Origin of the sequence: Nocardia rosealba, from assembly GCF_020216065.1 — a bacterium.
GTDB classification, from domain to species: domain Bacteria; phylum Actinomycetota; class Actinomycetes; order Mycobacteriales; family Mycobacteriaceae; genus Nocardia; species Nocardia rosealba.
Map to the genome: position 1 here is coordinate 1,198,118 of NZ_JAIWNA010000002.1, position 14,984 is coordinate 1,213,101.

Here is a 14,984-nt window from a genome sequence, read left to right on the forward strand (position 1 = left end):
GACGGCGCCCTTCGTCAGGCACTGCACCAGAAGTCATAGTCGCGCACCGGGTCGTGGCCGAACGAGGATTCTCCGGATGCTTGACGGTCTACCGAAGAACAGGCGCACCAACTGTGAACACTGCCAATCCTCGGCCGACCCGAAGTCGGGTAGGGGCCCGCGTATTTCAGTCCACCCGCTGAGCAGGATCGGCGGCCGCCGCCGGGGGCGGGTCGGCCAACAATCCGCCGTGCAGGAGCTGGGCGACAGCATCGTCCCAGCGGCGCAATTGTGCTGATGAGGTGAGCGGCTCGGGCAGGTGCCGGTCGATCTGTTTCCGCAACACAGCCGTACCGATGACCAAGATCAATGGATGCAGCGCTGCCCAGGTGCGGTCGACATCGGGTCGTAGCAGCCCCTGTTCATCGAATTGGTGCCACTGCGCGGTGCTGATGGAGACCAGTCCATCGAAGATGGTCGTGCCGATGGTGTCGCCCTCGACGAACGCGTGCGCGATGTAGTCGACGACCTCGGGATGGTCGGTCATGATCGAGGTGACCCGATGCCCCAGCTCGCCGAGCGAATCCTCCGGTGGTGGCGGTAGGGGCCGAGACGCAACCGCTGTCGCGACGACTCGCAGGACGTACTCGTCGACAGCGACAACGAGTCCGGCCTTGGTACCGAAGTGATGTTGCACCAGCCCGATCGACACCCCCGCCTTCTCCGCCACCGCACGAAGCGAGGTTGCCGAAACCCCGTCGGCGGCGAAGCACTTCAACGCGGCAGCGCGGATCCGGTCCGCGGCCGAGGGGCCAGGGCCTGCCGGTAGGGGAAATGGCGACGTGGGCTGCACGAATCAACCATAGACAATACGAGCATACTGTGTCACGATACGCTCATATTGCAAAACGGTATGGACATATTGCACCGGTATCGAGGTAGGTAATGGCCATCCAAGACAATCGACGTCGGACACGAAACCTGCGACTGGCCGCTGTGACGTTCGCGATCGGGTTCGGCGTCCACGGCTTGGATCATCTGCGCCGCGGCATGGACGCTTCGCCGATGTCGATCATGATCGGCGGCAACGTGCAGGCAGTGCTTGTCGCCGTCGCCGTTCTGATGACGATGACTCACCGGTACCGGGCGCCGGAAGCGGCGATCGGCATCGGTTTCGGCAGCGCGGCCGTGTTCACCTACGCCCACCTGCTACCGACATTCTGGGCCGACTATCAAGACAGCTATATCTCGTTGCCGCACACCAACGTCACCTGGTTCTCCTGGCTGAGCGCGATCACCGAGATCGGCACCGGTCTCGTCTACGGGTTCGTCGGCGTCGGCGTACTACGAGCCAGGAAATCAACCGACCCATCCGCGCGTCTCGACGCCTCGCCCGGAACAAACCGATGAGAGTCCTGGTGCTCGGCGGCTACGGCGCCGTAGGCGGCCATCTCGTCACCGAGCTCCGCCGCCGAGGAGACGCGGTGGTCGTCGCCGGCCGCGATCCGGCCCGCTCGGACACGGTCATCGATCTCCAAGACCGTCGACTGTCGGCCTATCGTGCGGCGCTGCCCGGCACCGACGTGACAGTCAACGCCTCGGGAGCCGAAAATCCACGACTGGCCGCCCTCGCCGGTGACCACGGGTCCGCGTTCATAGAAATCTCGGCCACCTCCGAATATCTCGACGACCTCGCACGGACAAACGTGGGATCCCCGGTCGTCGTCGAGGTCGGCCTCGCCCCTGGGCTCACCAACCTGCTCGCAGCAGCAGTCCACCGAACCTCGCCGGGCCCGATCGACCTCGCCGTATTCCTCGGCGCCGGCGAACATCACGGCGCTGCCGCCGTCGAATGGTCATATCGACTGCTGGGCAAGCACTTCCGCGACGGCGACGGCTACATCCGCAACTACACACAGCCCGAGACCTTCCTGCTACCCGGGCACCGGAGACCACGGCGGCTCTACCGACTCGATTTCGCCGACCAGCACACCCTCCAGCGCGACTTCGACGTTGCTGTCCGCACGTTCTTCGGCCTCGATTCCCGACTCGCCACCACCGCACTCGCCGCACTCACCTGGCTCCCCGGCGCCTCGAAAGCGCCACGCGGACTCCACTTCCCAGGGACCGACCGATGGATCGTGCTGGCCCGCGGCCACGACGGGACCACGCGCTGGGCACGCGGAACAAACCAATCCCGCGCGACCGCGATCGTGGCCGCCGCAGCCGCGACTCACGCGCCGCACCTCCCCCACGGAATCCACTCCCTCCATCGCGTTCTCACACTGGCCGACCTGCCGATGGATGACATCGAACTCGACATCCCGGAGCCGGGCCGCTGACCGACTTCCGCAACAGCGGCGAAGTGTCGGATGAATTCGCGGGCCGACAGTCTCGACGCAGTGACCCATGTCGCGACGGTGTCAGCTCGCGCGCGAGCCGGGATCTTCGGGGACTTCGGCGGTTTTCGTGCTGCGGTGCGCCCGGATCAGCAGGGCCGCGCGCAGATAGCACAGCCCGGTGATGTCGTTGAGGTCGAATCCGGTCATCTGGGTGATCCGCTTCAGCCGGTAATCGACGGTATTGGTGTGGATGAACATCTTTCGCGCGGTGCGCGCACGTTGCATATTCGTCGCCAAATACACCTCGAGCGTCTGCATCAATTCAGGATGCGGCTCGAGGGAATCGACAACCGAACTCAGATAGTCGCGGGCGGGCCCCGGTCGGGTGAGCTGATATTCGAAAGCCAATTCGTGCGGACGGTACACTTTGCTCGGCCCACCGAGGCGGTGCACTATTTCGACGAGTTCGTGAACCTCTTCGGCGGCACGCGGAATCTCTGTCGGCGCCGCCGTCGTCACGACCGCGCGCAGCGGTACCTGGGCGGCCGCGGACAGGTGTGCCACCAGCTCGTCGAGGTCTGCTCCGGCGAACTCGGAGGCAGGCAGCAGCAACGTGCCACCGTCCACGCTGAGCAGCGAGAGCGCCTTGCCGTCGCACCGGTCGGCCAGTTCTGCCTGGACTCGCCGCAGCTTGCGTCGGGCGACTACTTTCGCGTTCAACCCCGGTTCCGATTCCTTTGCATGGGGCGGAAGTTCGAGCGCCATGACGTGATACTCGGCGTCGATCTCGATGCCGCATTCCCGCGCCATCGTCGCGGTGTTCTGGCCGCCGAGCAGCGCCGAGGTGAGGGTGTGCACGGCGGTATGGTGCTCGCTGACGACAGCACGCAGTTCCCGCACATACGCCGCCGACACCGCGGCGGTGATCATGTCCTGGGCGTCCATCAGCCGCCGTACCACGCCGACCATGGTGTCGTAATCATGGTTGGCGACATTGGTGATGATGAGGTCGAAGCCGAGTTTGAAGCCTTCGTACACGGCGTGGTGGATGGTGTCGATCGGAATGCCCTCGCGCGCCCAGTCGCCGGCGGCAGCCTGTACGCGCTCCACCCGGCCGGGCAGATCACGGCCGTCGAGCATGCTTCGGGTGAGTTCCAGGCAGATCCTGGTGACGGTGGTGATATCGCCGTCGAGCGCTTCACCGGGCAGTGTGCCGCAGGGGACGACATTTTCGATGAAATGGACAACCATCTGCCGCGAGATCGCGCGCACATCGCTCAGGGGCGTCGACACCGGGCGGCCCGCGGCGGTCAAGAACGGTTCGATGGAGGTCGTAACAGCCATAGTGAATCCTTCCCACCCGAGTTCGTAGTTACCGGGCGCGGGCAGGTGCGGGCGCCCCGACGCTCGCCCACACCGGCCGCACGGTCCGGCAGATCAGAGGCAGAAGCTCACTTCCAGCGGCCCCAGCGGCAACGGCAGGCAGACCTCGACCGAACCCGAAACAGGTGCAGGCGCGGCGGCGGTGGCGGTGCCGGCGCTCAGCGCGGCAGCCGACATGACGAGCGCGGCAACGGCGAGCGGGCGGCTGATTTTGGCGTTCATATGTACTTCCTCATTGTGCTCGTGAACATCCCATCCTCGGGACATCTCGATCAGATCACGACGACTCTCGAATCTCATTCGTCCGGGCGAGGTTTTGACGTTCCCATTTCGCTCGCCGCACAATCCTCGGAGGAATCCACAACAAATGGTGACGGCCGTTTCCACCCCTCATCGGGTATGTACGCGGTCGTCGGCACCACGCCGGTTCAGGCTCTCGGCAGCCCCAACTGCACACAGGCCAGCAACGCCACCTCGATGTCGAGCCGGTGCTCGGTGAGCGGATGCCCGAGCACCTCCTCGGCTTTGCGCACCCGATAGTGCACGGTGTTCTTGTGAACGTGCAGACGAGCGGCGGCATCGGTGTAACTGCCTCGCGCGTCGAGGAATACGCGCACCGTCTCCCGGAGCCTGGCCGCCGTCTCGTCGGTCCCCATCAGTCCGCCGAGCACGCGCGCCGCCCAGGCCTGGACCCGCGTCACGTCATCGGCGAGCAGCCCGGTCAGCGCCACGTCCGCGTAGGCGAGCACACCGCGGGATCGGGCGGCCACCGCCACCGAGCGAGCCCGCTGTGCGTCGTGGAAACTCTGCCGGAACCCCGCGAGCCCGGTCGCGGGATCCCCCACGGCCATCGAGAGAATCGGTGTCGCGCGCAGCTCCCGGGCCAGCCGCGCGGTGTCGAGGACGGGCCTGCCGGTCGAAGCCAGCCACACCCAGCGGGTGTGCTCGTCGATTTCGACCGTCATGGGCGAACGGGCTGACACCGCAGCCAGCACCTGGATGCCGGCCCGCAACACAGGCCCCGGGTCGGCGGTTCCCGGCGGTGTCCACAGCAGCACGAACTGGTGCCAGCCGCGCAGCGACGCCGACAGCATCTGCTCCGCGGAGGCCAGATCCAGCTCCTCGGCGTCGAGCACCGCGCGGACCTGGGCGGCCCGGGCGGCATCGGTGCGCGCGTCCCAGCGGCGTCGCTCCGTGCCGTAGATATCGATCAGGCCCTCGATCACCTGATCGATGTAGCTGTTGACGAGCTCGGCGACGCGTGCGGCCGTCGCCAGCGCCATGTCGGTCGGCGGCGCCAGCTCGGTCAACAGCGTGATCGTCCACTGCACGAACATGTGCTCGCCGAGCCGGTAGGCCCGCAGCAGCGCCTCCAGCGACAGATCGTGCTGGGCGAAGCGGCGGGCGTACTCGGCGGCGGCGGGCGGCACGGTGATGTCGTCGAGCCCGATGCCGAGGGTGAGTATGTCGATGATGGCGGTGAGGTTCGACTCGGTGCTTGCCACCATGAGTCTGCGGATCTCGTCATCGTGGCGGAACTCCGGGATGGTGTCGGCGAACATCGTGGTCATCGCGGGGGTGAGCCGGTCCAGATCCGCCTTGATCCGGCCCGCCACCTCGCGGACAAGGGCGTCGTAGTCGGGGGCCATGGGCGCCGACACTACCCCGCGCCTACCCGCCGACCAGGCTGTTTGTACCCGTGGCACAACGGGGGGTCGCAACGCTGGTCTCCCGGCCCGTAGCCGCCACCGAGGCCGGTCCCTACCGTGGGTGATGTAACCCAGATCACAATCAGCCTCGTGAGGAATCATGCGACAGATCGTCGAATTGCCCACCACCCGAGCGGTTTCCGCGCCGGACGCGCCGTGCCTGGCCGACGACACCACCGCGCTGACGAACGCGCAGTTCCGGGACCGGGTGCACGGCGCCGCCTCGGTGCTGCGCCAGGCGGGTGTGCGTGCGGGTGACGTGGTCGCGGTGGTGCTGCCCAACCGCGTCGACCTCGTGGTCGTGCTGTTCGCCGCCTGGCAACTCGGTGCGGCGGTGACACCGGTGAACCCGGGACTGACCGACCACGACATCAGCTTTCAGATCGCCGATTCGCGAGCACTGGTGGTCGTCGGTGACCCCAGCCGAGCGGGGACAACCCTCGACGTGGCCGAACTGGCGCATTCCGCCGGCCCGGTCGCGGCAGTGGCCCCTCGCGACGGTCTGGCGCTGATCATCTACACCAGCGGTACCACCGGCCGCCCCAAGGGCGTGCTACTCGGCCACGACAACCTCGCCGCCATGTGCGCGATGGTCATCGGCGCGCTCGGCCTGGACCACACCGACCACAGTCTGCTGATCCTGCCTCTGTTCCACGTCAACGGGATCGTGGTCAGCGTGCTGTCGCCGCTGCTGGCCGGTGGCCGCACCACGATTGCCGGGAAGTTCTCCGCGACCGGCTTCTTCGACCTGGTCGAGCGGGTCCGCCCGACCTACTTCTCCGGCGTCCCCGCCATCTACGCCATGCTGGTGGCCCAGCCCGCCGAGCTGTGTCCCGACACCTCCTCGCTGCGGCTGGCGATCTGCGGCGCGGCACCCATGCCCGCAGAGCTCATCGCCCGATTCGAGGACCGTTTCGGTGTCCCGGTCGTGGAAGGCTACGGGTTGTCCGAGGGCACGTGCGCCTCGACACTGAATCCGGCGTCGGGACAACGCAAGCCGGGCACGGTCGGCCTGCCACTGCCCGGTCAGACCGTGCAGGTCGTCGACCTCGACGGCGTCGCGCAGCCCGCCGGGGAACGCGGCGAAGTGGTGATCAGCGGACCGAATGTCATGCGCGGCTACCTCGGCAAGCCCGAGGAGACGGCGAAGACGGTGATCGACGGCCGGCTGCACACCGGCGATATCGGCTATTTCGACCCCGACGGCTATCTGGTCCTGGTGGACCGGATCAAGGACATGATCATCCGTGGCGGGGAGAACCTCTACCCGAAGGAGATCGAGAACGCGCTCTACACCCATCCGTCCGTGCACGAGGCGGCGGTGGTCGGAGCGCCCGATCCCGTGCTCGGGGAGGTGCCGGTCGCGCACGTGGTCACCACCGGCGCCGTGACCGCCGCCGAACTCACCGAGCACTGCCGCGCGCGGCTGGCCGCGTTCAAGGTGCCCGCGGCGATCGTGCTCACCACCGAACTGCCGCGCAATCCCCTCGGCAAGATCGACAAGAACCGGCTCCGCGCGCTCGCGACGACCGCCTGAACACCCTCCACCGGAAGGTAATTCGGAATTCGAGGCAATTCCGGTCGCGGTCGCGCGCGCCCGGAACACGACAAGAAAGGCATGAGAACAATGGGGTTCAAAACAGGTGATTTCCCCCCGGTGGATACGGAGACATTTCTCGATCTGCCACTGCGCGACCGTGTGCGCACCCTGGCCCTGCACTGGGTCGAATACGGCTTCGGCTCACCGAAGATGATCCACACCGTCTATGTGCTGAAACTGCTGGTGCTCTACATCTTCGGCGGCGTCCTGGTGTCGACGCTGACCTCGGGAACCGGCCCGTTCTGGGACATCGGTGCCTGGTGGAATCAACCGATCGTCTACCAGAAGCTGGTGGTGTGGACCGTCCTGCTCGAGGCGATCGGCGTGGCCGGATCCTGGGGTCCGCTGGCGGGCAAATTCAAGCCGATGACCGGTGGCGTGCTGTTCTTCGCCCGGCCGGGAACCATCCGGCTACGACCGTGGCGGCGGGTGCCGTTCACCGCGGGCAACACCCGCACCCCCTTGGATGTCGTGCTGTACCTCGGCTTCCTCGCGACCCTCGGGCTCGCGCTGCTGGCGCCCGGACGCCCGTCGCAGTCGCTGCTGGAACGCCTGCCCGACAACACTTCCGGGCTGATCAGCCCCGCGCTGCTCATCGCCGCGATCGCGCTGTACATCCTGTGCGGGCTGCGGGACAAGACGATCTTCCTGGCCGCGCGTGGTGAGCAATATCTGCCCGCGCTGGTGTTCTTCGCCCTGCTGCCGTTCACCGACATGATCATCGCCGCCAAGCTGCTGATCGTGATCGTATGGGTCGGCGCCGGGGTGTCGAAGTTCGGCAAGCACTTCACCAATGTCGTGCCGCCGATGGTGTCCAACAGCCCCTCCGTGCCGTTCCGATCGGTCAAGCGCGCCCACTACCGCGACTTCCCGCACGACATCCGCCCGTCCAGGCTCGCCGCGTTCATGGCGCACGTCGGCGGCACCACCGTCGAGGTGGTCACCCCGATCGTGCTGCTGTTCTCCACCAACCACTGGCTCACCCTGGCCGGCGTGGCGATGATGGTCGTGTTCCACCTGTTCATCACCTCAACCTTTCCGCTGGCGGTACCGCTGGAATGGAACATCCTGTTCGCCTACCTGACGGTGTTCCTGTTCCTCGGCTACCCGAACGGGGAGGGGTACGCGGTGTTCGACATGTCCTCGCCGTGGCTGACCCTGGCGATCGTCGTGGCGCTGGCGTTCTTCCCGATCGTCGGGAACCTGCGCCCGGATCTGGTGTCGTTCCTGCCGTCGATGCGTCAGTACGCGGGCAACTGGGCCTCGGCGCTGTGGGCCTTCGCCCCCGGAGCGGAGCAGAAGCTGAACACCATCGAGCACCGGCCCACGCTCAACCAGCTCGAGCAGCTCCAGGCCATGGGTTACGAGCCGACCGTCGCCGAGATCACCATGCAGCAGACCATCGGCTGGCGCTCCATGCACAGTCAGGGCCGCGGCCTGTTCTCCCTGCTGTACAAGCACATTCCCGATATCGACCGCTGGACCGTGCGCGAAGCCGAGTTCGCCTGCAACTCGCTGATCGGCTTCAACTTCGGCGACGGGCACCTGCACAACCTCGACCTGATCGAGGCGGTCCAGCAGCGGGTCGGGTTCGCGCCCGGAGAATGGATCGTGGTCTGGGTCGAATCGCAGCCCATCCACAAACCCACCCAGGAGTACATGGTGATCGACGCCGCTGTCGGCGTGATCGAGCGCGGCACCTGGCGGGTCGCCGACGCGGTCGAGGCACTGCCCTGGCTGCCCGGTGGTCCCATCCTCCACCAGGTGACCTGGCGGCGCGAAGACGTCGACGCCCCGATCGTGGCCCGCCGTGCGGACACCACGGTCCAGCCCACCGAATAGCCCGGAAACCGCAGACAGACAGGACGAGTTCATGAAGACGGCGACAGTGGTCGGCAGCGGCCCCAACGGGCTGGCAGCGGCGATCACCCTGGCCCGGGCGGGCCTGGAAGTGACAGTGCTGGAAGCGGCCGACACCGTCGGCGGCGGCACCCGCTCCCACGAGGCGATCGTGCCCGGCCTGCTGCACGACCACTGCTCGGCCATCCATCCGATGGCCGTCGGCTCGTCCTTCCTGCGCGGCATCGACGTGGAACGGTACGGATTGCGTTGGGCGCATGCGGAATTGGATTGCGTGCACCCCCTCGACGACGGCAGCGCGGGGGTGCTGCACCGCTCGGTCCGCGACACCGCCGCCGGACTCGGCGCCGACGAGCGACTGTGGCGCAGGCTGTTCGAGGGCCCGGTGGCCGGCTACGATCTCACCAGCGCTGACATCATGCGGCCGCTGCTGCGCTTGCCCCGGTATCCGATCCGGCTGGCGCGCTTCGGGATTCCCGCGACGCTGCCCGCCACTTTCCTGGCGCGGGCCTTCCGCACCGAGCAGGGTCGGGCGCTGTTCGGCGGTGTCGCCGCGCACGCCTTCCATCCGCTGCACCGACCGCTCAGCGCCAGTATCGGTCTCGGCATCCTCACCGCCGGCCACCGATACGGGTGGGCGGTGGCGGTCGGCGGCTCTCAGCGCATCGCCGACACTATGGCCGCGGTCCTCGGTGACCACGGCGGCAAGATCGAAACCGGTGTCCGGGTGCGCTCGACGTCGGACCTGCCGCCCTCGGATATCACGATCTGGGATCTCGCACCGACCGCGGTCGCCGAGATCCTGGGCGACCGGCTACCCGCCCGTGTCGCCCGCGCCTACCGCCGATTCCGTTACGGGCCGGGCGCTTTCAAAGTGGACTTCGCTGTCGAAGGTGGTGTCCCGTGGACCGCGCCCGCCGCGCGACGGGCGGGCACCGTGCACCTGGGTGGCGACTTCGCCGAGATCGCCGCGGCCGAACGCGACATCCACGCGGGCCGGCTGCCACAGCGCCCCTTCGTCCTGGTCGGACAGCAGTATCTGGCCGACCCCGGCCGCTCGGTCGGTGACATCCACCCCGTGTGGACCTACGCCCACGTGCCCAACGGCTACACCGGTGACGCCACCGAGGCGATCATCGCTCAACTCGAGCGCTTCGCCCCCGGCTTCCGCGAACGGGTGATCGGCATGTCGGTCCACAGCACGGCCGAATTCGCCGCGGGCAACCCGAATTTCGTCGGCGGCAACATCATGACCGGCGCCAAGGACATCCCGCAGCTGGTCTTCGGTCCGCGAAAGACCCTCCAGCCCTACGACATCGGCGTCCCGGGCCACTATCTGTGCTCGGCAGCGACGCCACCGGGCCCGGGCGCGCACGGCATGTGTGGCGCGAACGCCGCCGAGCGGGCACTGCGGAAGACGCATTCCTGAGGCCTCGTCGACCAGCGGGTTACGTCGACCCGAACCACCGGATAGGCGTAACTCAATCCACCGCGCGTCGGGACGAGTCGAGTCGGTGCACGGTGAGGGCGGCCGCGAGCATGCGGGATTCCCGGGGGACGGTGGGGTCGAGGCCGGTGAGTTCGGCGATGCGGTGCAGTCGGTAGGTGAAGGTGTTGGGGTGGACGTGGAGGCGACGGGATGCTGTTTTGCGGTCGGCGCCGTAGTGCAGATGGGCTTCCAGCGCGTCGAGCAGATGGGGGCTGGCCAACAACGGAATCACGCGTTGAGCCAGTCTCGCTCGCGCGGGGCCCGGACGCGTGAGCTGGTACTCCAGCAGCAGATCGTCGAGCCGGTAGCAGCCACCCGGTCTGCCGCGCAGGCGCGCCAATTCGGTCAGTTCGATCGCGTCTTCGGCGGCGGCCGGAATATCCGCACGACCGACGCCGGGGAGTTCGGCCAGATACACGGTCACGCCGAATTGCTCCGAGAGTCGCGCGGCGAGTCGGTCGAACTGCTGGGCTTCGACGGTTCCGGTCTCGGAGCTGTCGCTCACCAAGGCGATTCCGGTCTTCCCGTCGAAAGTGGCGGGCGTGGTGGTGCCGGTGAGGTCGTCGAGTGCGTGTTGCAGCACCCGGATCCGGCGCCGGGCCACCAGATTCGCGGCGCTGCCAGTCAGCAGCGGTTCGTTCAGGTGTATCGCCAAGACGGTGTAGTGATCGGCGAGAATCGTGTCCGCGCGGGCCGCGAGTTCCTCGGCGGGCAGGCCCCGCACCAATGCCGAGCACAATTCGCGACGCGCCTCCCGCTCGGCGTGATAGATCGAGCGCTCGACCTCGGTGTATGCCTCCACGACCGTCAGATTGATATCGCGCAGCAGATCGAGAAGTCTGCCGAATGCCATCAGGAATTGGTCCATCTCGTCCGGTTCGACCAAGGCCGATGCCTCGGCCAGCAACGACTTCGCCGATGCGTGGATCGCGGCGATGAGCATTCGCAGCGGCAGCCGGTCCTCGGCGTGCCGTTCGGCGACGGGTCCGACGAAGACCGCCACCTCGGCCTGACTGAAGTCACGACCGGCGGCGATGGCCTCCAAGACCGCGCGGCCGCAGGTCAGGATCGTCGGCAGCACCTCCGCGGTGAAGTGGTCGGCGGGTAGGTCGGCGGGTGTGGTCGCACCGAGACCTTCCGCGAGCATGCGTTCGGAGATCTGCGGCCATCGAGCGAGCATGCGGGCAGTCAGAGCGGGTCGCACGGAAACAGGCTTTTCGACGAGCATGCCCCGATTGTGTTCCGAAGACAGGCCTGCAGTGGTAGGTCCGGTCGAATACGGCCAAACCCTGGCGTCCGCACCAATTTCGTCACCGTCATCTCAGCGCACGGTGCAACGAACGTCTCCGACTACAACGTGTTACTACTCGTAATCGTCGCTCAGTGGAGTGACGATGCGGTCCTGTGCACGCCAAACTGTCGTGACCCTACTTTCGGAGATGCGGCCGACACCAACGATGATCATGTTCGACACCAGTGCCTTACCGACCGCGCCGTCCGCGCAGATCTCGCGGGCGACGCAGCGGATCGTCGACGGAGTTCTGCACGCGATTCGCCCGCACAATGCGCCCAGCAATGTCCTGCATGACGAAATACATGCCGTTGTCAGAGAATGTCTGGAATTGGTGAGCGGCGCGCGCGAACACGATGTACGCGCGGCGCTCCGCCCCGCTGCCGCACGATGGGCGACCACCGGTGTTCCCATCGAAACCGTCCACCGGCTCGTGCAGACAGGGTTCCGCGTTCACCTGAACGACCACACCTCGAATCCGAGGTACCAAAAGAACCTCGGCAATGTCGCCAAGATCATGGAGGCGATGCAAACGGTCAATACGACGATCTACCGGGTCTATCTCGAGGTCGATCGGTTCGTCGCCGATCACCATGGTCGGCAGGCAGTCGCCCGTGCCCTGCTCAGCGGGCGAAACGCGTCCGCGGTCGCCCGTGAACACGGAACACCGCTCACCGATCGGTACCTCGTCTTGTCGGTGGCCGCCCACTCGCCCGGGCCCGGGACTGTTTCACCCGGAAACTTCGTCGAGATGCTCGAAGACTGTCTCCCACAACCCGTTTCCGCGTTGCACAGCACGCTCGGTGGCACCGTGTTGATTCACGGCACGCCGGATACCGAGACAATTCGGCACATGCTCGTGCGGACATCGCTGATCGTGATCGCGATCGAGGCAGCGGGTGACGATATTCCGGCGGCCACCGAAGTCGGCCACGAATTGCTCGACGTCGCGCGCAGACTCCGCAAACGACCAGGCCTGTACCACTTCGACGATCTCGCAGTCGAATATCAGCTGACTCGTCCCGGCCCCGGCCGCGACCGCCTCGAAACCGCGCTCGACGCGGTAGCGGTAGATCCCGAGCTGGTGACCACGCTGCGGGTCCATCTGAACAACGGACTACATCGCCGGCTCACCGCACGTGAGATGCACATCCACGAAAACACCGTCGACTACCGGCTCCGCCGGATCTACCGACTCGCCGGACTCGACCCCCGCAACCCGGAGCTCATCACGAGACTGAGGGCAGCGCTGACCGTGCGCGAGTACATGCTGGCCGTACGCTCCCACCGCGCGGACGAGGCCGACGGACCAGCCTCATGATCGGCACCGAGGGGTGCCCCGGCATGGTGGTTTTCCCGCCACCGAAGGTCTGGTTCGGGAGGATTTGTTGCGGGTTCAACGCGCCTCGAGAGGCGTGGTCGTACCTATGACGGACAGCAGCTGCAGTTTCTCGTAGCTTTCGCTCCCTGGTACCGCTGTGTAGACGAGCAATAGATTCGATTGGTCTGGGTCCAGAAGGATTTGACAGTTCAGTTCCAGTGGTCCGACGGTCGGGTGTAGGTATCGCTTGACCGCTCGTGGTTTGATGCCGACTTCGTGGTCTTTCCACAGGGTGCGGAACTGCTCGCTTTCGGTGGTGAGCAACTCCGCGAGGTGGGCAGCTTTGGACGTCGGCCCACGGAGTGCGAGCACGCCCCGAAGACCCGAAACATACAGTCTCGACAAGAACTCGTGGTCCTCGGCAGGATGAAGGGCACGGGCCGCTGGATCGGTGAACCATCTGTATCCGATGCTTCGCGACGGTCCGGTGTATCGAGTCAGGTCGCCTACGAGCGCGACACCGAGCGGAGTCTGGCGCAACGTTTCACCGAGTTCGGTAACGATCTCGGCCGGAGTGTCGTCGGTCAGTCTGTCGAAAATCCGCATCATGCCCGGACTGATGAACTCGCTGTCGCCATCTCGGCTCGGCGGCTGGTGCCCGGCTAGGCGGAAGAGATGGTCGCGCTCGTCCCGCGACAAGTGCAGGCCCTGCGCGATAGATGCGATCATCTGCTCGGAAGGCTGCGGGCCGCTTGCTCTTTCGAGACGCGCGAAATAGTCCGGGGACATGTGACACAGCGCGGCGACCTCTTCGCGCCGCAACCCACGAGTTCGACGACGTTTGCCACGCGGGAGACCGACATCCTCGGGCTGCAATGCCTGCCGTCGGCCAAGGAGGAACTCCGCGAGTCCCGCTCGATCGATCATATGTACATCTTCCCCCTTCTCCGTCGGGACGCGGACTCTCAGCCACTGATCGTCGAGTCCTGGATAAGTTCCGTAGCGAGCGGAAGGCTCGTCCTGAGGTACCGAAACGGTGCAAACGCAGGTCGACATCAGGAGTAGCCCATGGTGCGCAAAAACTACGACATCGCGATCCCCGACCTTTCCGGTAAACGAGCGGTCGTGACGGGAGGAAGCGATGGCATCGGACTCGGTATCGCGACGATGCTCGCCGGCGCGGGCGCCGAAGTCGTCCTGCCCGTCCGTAATCGCCGCAAAGGCGAGGCGGCCATTGCGAAGATTCGCGAGCAGCACCCTGACGCGATACTTTTTCTGCGCGATCTGGACCTGTCTTCGCTGGCGTCGATCGCGGCGCTCGGCGAGCAGTTGCGTGCCGACGGTTCACCGATCCATTTCCTGCTGAACAACGCGGGCGTCATGACCCCGCCCGAGCGGCAGGCCACCACCGATGGATTCGAGCTGCAGTTCGGCACCAACCACCTCGGTCATTTCGCATTCACCGGCCACCTCCTACCACTCCTACGCGCCGGTCACGCGCGGGTGACCACGCAATCGAGCGTGGCGGCCCGCAACGCCGAGATCAACTGGGCAGACCTGAACTGGGAACGGAAATACGACGGAATGCGGTCCTACCGGCAATCCAAGCTTGCGTGTGGGCTGCTCGGGCTCGAACTCGGTCGCCTCAGCCGCGCGAAAGGTTGGGGAATCACCAGCAATATCTCTCATCCCGGTGTCGCACCGACAAGCCTGCTCGCAGCACGCCCGGAAATCGGACGGACCGGCGACACCATGCAGGTACGGATCATCCGTTGGCTTTCGGCGCACGGAATCATCGCGGGAACCGTGGACAGCGCGAAACTTCCCGCGCTCATGGCCGCGGTCACTCCTGAATCCAAAGACGGTGGTTTCTACGGTCCACAATGGCCAGGCCGAGTCGGCGGCCCGCCCGGAGAGCAGAAGCTGTGGAAACCACTGCGCGACGCCGACAGCGCCTCGCGACTGTGGAAGATCTCGGAGGATCTGACCGGCGTTTCGTACGGGTGAGAG

The 14,984-nt window shown here is 66.2% G+C and carries 13 protein-coding genes; 7 read left to right on the forward strand and 6 right to left on the reverse strand.

The window, feature by feature from the left end; genetic code table 11:
- Nucleotides 1–166: 166 nt before the first annotated feature.
- Nucleotides 167–832: a TetR/AcrR family transcriptional regulator gene (locus LDL21_RS12520; RefSeq protein ID WP_225280158.1), complete on the reverse strand. Its 666-nt coding sequence runs from the start codon at nucleotides 830–832 to the stop codon at nucleotides 167–169.
- 143 nt (nucleotides 833–975) lie between these two features.
- On the opposite strand from LDL21_RS12520, the gene LDL21_RS12525 reads away from it, so the two are divergent.
- Both LDL21_RS12525 and LDL21_RS12530 read left to right on the forward strand, forming a co-directional pair.
- Nucleotides 976–1,389 carry a hypothetical protein gene (locus tag LDL21_RS12525; RefSeq protein WP_225280159.1) on the forward strand — a complete coding sequence of 138 codons (414 nt, stop codon included), beginning with the start codon at nucleotides 976–978 and terminating at the stop codon, nucleotides 1,387–1,389.
- The gene (locus LDL21_RS12530; protein ID WP_225280160.1) at nucleotides 1,386–2,321 is read left to right on the forward strand and encodes an SDR family oxidoreductase; all 936 of its coding nucleotides are present in this window, start codon (nucleotides 1,386–1,388) and stop codon (nucleotides 2,319–2,321) included. Before LDL21_RS12525 ends, LDL21_RS12530 begins: the two co-directional genes overlap by 4 nt.
- Nucleotides 2,322–2,402: 81 nt before the next feature.
- On the opposite strand, the gene LDL21_RS12535 is transcribed toward LDL21_RS12530, so the two are convergent.
- From LDL21_RS12535 to LDL21_RS12545, 3 genes are all read right to left on the reverse strand, one after another.
- The gene (locus tag LDL21_RS12535) at nucleotides 2,403–3,665 is read right to left on the reverse strand and encodes a PucR family transcriptional regulator (protein WP_225280161.1); all 1,263 of its coding nucleotides are present in this window, start codon (nucleotides 3,663–3,665) and stop codon (nucleotides 2,403–2,405) included.
- A 93-nt stretch (nucleotides 3,666–3,758) separates the two neighbouring features.
- Nucleotides 3,759–3,926, reverse strand: coding sequence for a hypothetical protein (locus LDL21_RS12540; RefSeq protein ID WP_166655812.1), 168 nt, complete (start codon nucleotides 3,924–3,926; stop codon nucleotides 3,759–3,761).
- Between the two features lie 206 nt (nucleotides 3,927–4,132).
- Nucleotides 4,133–5,353, reverse strand: coding sequence for a PucR family transcriptional regulator (locus LDL21_RS12545; RefSeq protein WP_225280162.1), 1,221 nt, complete (start codon nucleotides 5,351–5,353; stop codon nucleotides 4,133–4,135).
- 160 nt (nucleotides 5,354–5,513) lie between these two features.
- On the opposite strand from LDL21_RS12545, the gene LDL21_RS12550 reads away from it, so the two are divergent.
- The 3 genes from LDL21_RS12550 to LDL21_RS12560 all read left to right on the forward strand — a co-directional run bounded on the left by LDL21_RS12550 (nucleotide 5,514) and on the right by LDL21_RS12560 (nucleotide 10,302).
- The gene (locus LDL21_RS12550; RefSeq protein ID WP_225280163.1) at nucleotides 5,514–6,950 is read left to right on the forward strand and encodes a class I adenylate-forming enzyme family protein; all 1,437 of its coding nucleotides are present in this window, start codon (nucleotides 5,514–5,516) and stop codon (nucleotides 6,948–6,950) included.
- Nucleotides 6,951–7,040: 90 nt separating this feature from the next.
- Complete coding sequence (locus LDL21_RS12555; protein ID WP_225280164.1) at nucleotides 7,041–8,855, forward strand: DUF3556 domain-containing protein; 1,815 nt, start codon at nucleotides 7,041–7,043, stop codon at nucleotides 8,853–8,855.
- Between the two features lie 31 nt (nucleotides 8,856–8,886).
- Complete coding sequence (locus LDL21_RS12560; protein WP_225280165.1) at nucleotides 8,887–10,302, forward strand: phytoene desaturase family protein; 1,416 nt, start codon at nucleotides 8,887–8,889, stop codon at nucleotides 10,300–10,302.
- A gap of 52 nt (nucleotides 10,303–10,354) precedes the next feature.
- Here LDL21_RS12560 and LDL21_RS12565 read toward each other — a convergent pair whose 3' ends face one another.
- Entirely contained in the window at nucleotides 10,355–11,542 is a 1,188-nt protein-coding gene (locus LDL21_RS12565) for a PucR family transcriptional regulator (protein ID WP_225280166.1), read from the reverse strand.
- Between the two features lie 283 nt (nucleotides 11,543–11,825).
- Between LDL21_RS12565 and LDL21_RS30285 the strand changes: the two genes are divergently transcribed.
- Entirely contained in the window at nucleotides 11,826–12,974 is a 1,149-nt protein-coding gene (locus LDL21_RS30285; protein ID WP_504804701.1) for a PucR family transcriptional regulator, read from the forward strand.
- A gap of 75 nt (nucleotides 12,975–13,049) precedes the next feature.
- Here LDL21_RS30285 and LDL21_RS12580 read toward each other — a convergent pair whose 3' ends face one another.
- Entirely contained in the window at nucleotides 13,050–13,901 is an 852-nt protein-coding gene (locus LDL21_RS12580; protein ID WP_225280169.1) for a helix-turn-helix transcriptional regulator, read from the reverse strand.
- A 141-nt stretch (nucleotides 13,902–14,042) separates the two neighbouring features.
- Between LDL21_RS12580 and LDL21_RS12585 the strand changes: the two genes are divergently transcribed.
- Nucleotides 14,043–14,981, forward strand: coding sequence for an SDR family oxidoreductase (locus tag LDL21_RS12585; RefSeq protein WP_225280170.1), 939 nt, complete (start codon nucleotides 14,043–14,045; stop codon nucleotides 14,979–14,981).
- Nucleotides 14,982–14,984 lie beyond the last annotated feature (3 nt).

Bases quoted from the DNA above. Each gene is read 5' to 3' on its own strand.
- LDL21_RS12560 (WP_225280165.1), top strand. From the start codon at position 8,887: ATGAAGACGGCGACAGTGGTCGGCAGCGGCCCCAACGGGCTGGCAGCG.
- LDL21_RS12555 (WP_225280164.1), top strand. From the start codon at position 7,041: ATGGGGTTCAAAACAGGTGATTTCCCCCCGGTGGATACGGAGACATTT.
- LDL21_RS30285 (WP_504804701.1), top strand. From the start codon at position 11,826: ATGTTCGACACCAGTGCCTTACCGACCGCGCCGTCCGCGCAGATCTCG.
- LDL21_RS12565 (WP_225280166.1), bottom strand. From the start codon at position 11,542: ATGCTCGCTCGATGGCCGCAGATCTCCGAACGCATGCTCGCGGAAGGT.
- LDL21_RS12530 (WP_225280160.1), top strand. From the start codon at position 1,386: ATGAGAGTCCTGGTGCTCGGCGGCTACGGCGCCGTAGGCGGCCATCTC.
- LDL21_RS12535 (WP_225280161.1), bottom strand. From the start codon at position 3,665: ATGGCTGTTACGACCTCCATCGAACCGTTCTTGACCGCCGCGGGCCGC.
- LDL21_RS12550 (WP_225280163.1), top strand. From the start codon at position 5,514: ATGCGACAGATCGTCGAATTGCCCACCACCCGAGCGGTTTCCGCGCCG.
- LDL21_RS12545 (WP_225280162.1), bottom strand. From the start codon at position 5,353: ATGGCCCCCGACTACGACGCCCTTGTCCGCGAGGTGGCGGGCCGGATC.
- LDL21_RS12540 (WP_166655812.1), bottom strand. From the start codon at position 3,926: ATGAACGCCAAAATCAGCCGCCCGCTCGCCGTTGCCGCGCTCGTCATG.
- LDL21_RS12585 (WP_225280170.1), top strand. From the start codon at position 14,043: ATGGTGCGCAAAAACTACGACATCGCGATCCCCGACCTTTCCGGTAAA.
- LDL21_RS12580 (WP_225280169.1), bottom strand. From the start codon at position 13,901: ATGATCGATCGAGCGGGACTCGCGGAGTTCCTCCTTGGCCGACGGCAG.